This window comes from Vibrio genomosp. F10 str. 9ZD137 (assembly GCF_049974785.1).
Classification (GTDB): domain Bacteria; phylum Pseudomonadota; class Gammaproteobacteria; order Enterobacterales; family Vibrionaceae; genus Vibrio.
Genome location: NZ_JBNGCJ010000738.1, coordinates 1 through 2,302, shown reverse-complemented (window position 1 = coordinate 2,302; position 2,302 = coordinate 1). Strand labels below are relative to the sequence as shown.

At 43.7% G+C, this 2,302-nt stretch carries 1 protein-coding gene and 1 pseudogene; one reads left to right on the top strand and one right to left on the bottom strand.

Annotation, left to right across the window (positions count from 1 at the left end; all coding sequences use genetic code 11):
- Positions 1-956 (bottom strand): annotated as a pseudogene (locus ACP45E_RS17465) (phosphoribosylformylglycinamidine synthase); the annotation flags it as partial.
- A 305-nt stretch (positions 957-1,261) separates the two neighbouring features.
- On the opposite strand from ACP45E_RS17465, the gene mltF reads away from it, so the two are divergent.
- Positions 1,262-2,302: membrane-bound lytic murein transglycosylase MltF (gene mltF / locus ACP45E_RS17460; protein ID WP_069585340.1), on the top strand; the 1,041-nt coding region annotated here is incomplete at its 3' end.

Genomic DNA, 2,302 nt, shown 5'->3' with positions numbered 1-2,302 from the left:
GAACCTGTCGATGCGCCCGGCCACGGAGAGATTGCCGTTGGGTGGTTGTGCGTTTCAACCTTCATCAAGATGTGTGTTTTTTCTTGGTGGTAGTTGTACTGACGAGTTTCTGGATCTGGGAAGAAACGACCGACTTCAGAACCTGTCATTACCGCTGCGTTATCTTTATAAGCAGACAGAACGTGTTCTGGTGTCGTTTCAAAGGTGTTCTTAATCATCTTGAACAATGATTTTTCTTGCTTAACGCCATCGATAGTCCAATCAGCGTTAAAGATCTTGTGACGACAGTGCTCTGAGTTCGCTTGTGCAAACATCATTAGCTCGATGTCAGTCGGGTTACGACCTAGCTTTTCAGTGAAGCTTTCAAGAAGGTAATCAATTTCATCTTCTGCTAGCGCAAGACCTAGGGTAACGTTTGCTTTTTCAAGCGCTTTACGTCCGCCAGTTAATAGGTCAACTTCCGCATAAGGAGCAGGCTCAGCAACTGTGAACAGTGCTGCTGCCGATTCGAAGTCAGTGAAAACCACTTCCATCATGCGATCATGCAGAATTGCTTTCAGCTCAACAAGTTGAAGCTCAGAAAGTTCAGAAGAAGTTTCAATGTAGAAAGCGGTGCCGCGCTCTAGACGTGACACTTTAGCCAGTCCACAGTTGTGTGCGATATCTGTTGATTTTGAAGACCAAGGCGAGATAGTGCCCGGGCGTGGCGTTGCAAGCAGCAGTAAACCTTCAGGTTCATGCTCTTCACCATTCTCTTTACAAGAAAGCGTTGGACCGTAAGTCAGTAGCTTTTCTAGCTTCTCAACTTCAGACTCATCTAGGTCTGCCGTTAGATCAGCAAAGTGGGCAAACTCAGCGTAAATACCTGTTACAGGTAAGCTTAATTCACGACAAAGCTCTAAAAGCTTGTTAACACGAAACTCAGATAGAGCTGGGGAGCCACGCAAAATTCTCATGTGCTTACGTCTCTTATGCAGTTGATTAAGGTAATATTGGAATTAATTCAATAGGTTAATGTCATTTCATAAAGAAAGACTTTGAACTCATGCCGATTTCACCTCTCTGTTGCGAGCGCATTATAAAGCAATTGCTTTTGTGATGTAACACCAAAAGCAACCGTTTGCGTCATTTTTTTTGTCAATGTCAGAGTACACCTCAATTAACCAATTAAACCTCAGTTCGCTCATTCTTTTGTAACTCTGCTTTTCCATACCGTTAGGCTTTGATATAAAAGCCATACTGGATGTATGAGAATTTAAAAATGTTAAATAATACTCTTTCAAAATTAAAACTCACTGTCGCGTATGTTTGTGCTTCATTGATGCTCGTCGGCTGCCAAATTGAATCTGAGCCAAAAAGTGAGTTAGAACAAATTCTCGACCGAGGCGTGTTGCGTGTTGGAACACTGAACAATCAACTTTCTTACTATATCAGCCCGGATGGCCCAGCGGGGCTTGATTACGAGTTGGTGAGAGAATTTGCGAATGAGCTTGGTGTTAAGCTTGAGATGAAACCTGCTTATCGAATGTCTAGCCTCTACCCTGCGCTAAGAAATGGTGAGATAGATATTATTGCGGCGGGATTGAGTCAGTCTGAAAGACGCCTCGAAGAGTTTAGAGCCGGGCCTGCTTACTACTATGTCAGCCAACAGTTAGTGTATAAAAAAGGACAGTGGAGACCTAGAAATGTAGAACAACTCCTTGACCGCCAGGCATCACTGATTGAAAAAAATGACGGCAATGCCGTGATCAGCGTTGTCGATGATTCACACTTCATTAATACACTAGAGACGTTGAAAGCGCAGCATGAGGGCTTAGATTACTCCATTAATTTTGACGCAGATATTAATGAAGTACTGAAACAGGTATCTAAAGGTGACCTACCCTTTACTGTCGCTGACTCAATTGAAATTTCCCTTTCCCAGCGAATCTACCCAGATGTCGCCATTGCCTTTGAGCTGACGGAAGACCAACCTATTTCTTGGTTTCTTAATCGCTCTGAAGATGAAAGCTTATACGCGCTGTTGATCGAGTTCTTTGGCTCAATAAAACAGTCGGGACGCCTTGCTGAACTCGAAGAAAAATACATCGGTCATATCGGCAGCTTTGATTATGTTGACACACGAGCTTTCATTCGTGCTTTGGACAGTAAACTTCCCGCATGGGCTCCTCTTTTTCAAAAATACTCTGAAGAATTTGATTGGCGTCTCATTGCAGCGTTAGCTTATCAAGAATCCCATTGGGACCCTGAAGCCCGATCCCCAACAGGGGTTCGAGGCATGATGATGCTTACGCTGCCAACA